This window comes from Oceanobacter sp. 4_MG-2023 (assembly GCF_030689165.1).
Lineage (GTDB): Bacteria > Pseudomonadota > Gammaproteobacteria > Pseudomonadales > Oceanobacteraceae > Oceanobacter.
The window spans coordinates 1-810 of record NZ_JAUYVV010000071.1 but is presented as its reverse complement, the minus strand read 5'-3'; the positions used below and the strand labels follow the sequence as shown (position 1 = coordinate 810).

General features: G+C 53.8%; 1 protein-coding gene. It reads right to left on the bottom strand.

The window, feature by feature from the left end; translation table 11 throughout:
* On the bottom strand, window positions 1–810 hold an 810-nt coding region (locus Q8W24_RS16780), incomplete at both ends, for a hypothetical protein (protein ID WP_305476040.1).

Genomic DNA, 810 nt, shown 5'->3' with positions numbered 1-810 from the left:
GCGCCATCGCTGCCTACCGCAGTGATTTGGGGATCAACGTCATAACCATTGGTATTACCCAGCGCTTCCAGCTGTACTGTGTCAGCGTTGAAGGAACCATTGGCTTTAAACGCCTGCACAAAGATAGACCAATCACCGTCGCTACCCTCACCGTACCAGGTCACCACATAGGCGCCATCAGAGCCCACCGCGGTGATTTGGGGAGAATAGTCATCACTATAGGTATTATCCAGCGCTTCCAGCTGTACCGCGGTGCCGTTGACGGAGCCGTCGGCTTTAAACGCCTGCACAAAGATTGAATAATCATCGTCGCTATCCTCACCGTACCAGGTCACCACATAGGCGCCATCGCTGCCTACCGCAGTGATTTGGGGATTTCTGTCATAACCTGTCGTATTACCCAGTGCTTCCAGCTGTACCGTGACACCGTTGAAGGAACCATCGGCTTTAAACGCCTGCACAAAGATCGACAAATCATCGTCGCTATCCCTTCCGTACCAGGTCACCACATAGGCGCCATCGGTGCCCACGGCGGTAATTTGAGGCCGATAGTCGCCACTGGTGGTATTACCCGGCGCTTCCAGCTGTACCGTGGCGCCGTTGAAGGAACCATCGGCGTTAAAGGCCTGCACAAAGATTGAATAATCATCGTCGCTATCCTCACCGTACCAGGTCACCACATAGGCGCCATCGCTGCCCACGGCGGTGATTTGAGGATCATCGTCATAACCAATGGTATTACCCAGTGCTTCCAGCTGTACTGTCGCGGGTGATATCACAATACTGGCTTCTGGGGCGGTATCATCCAGA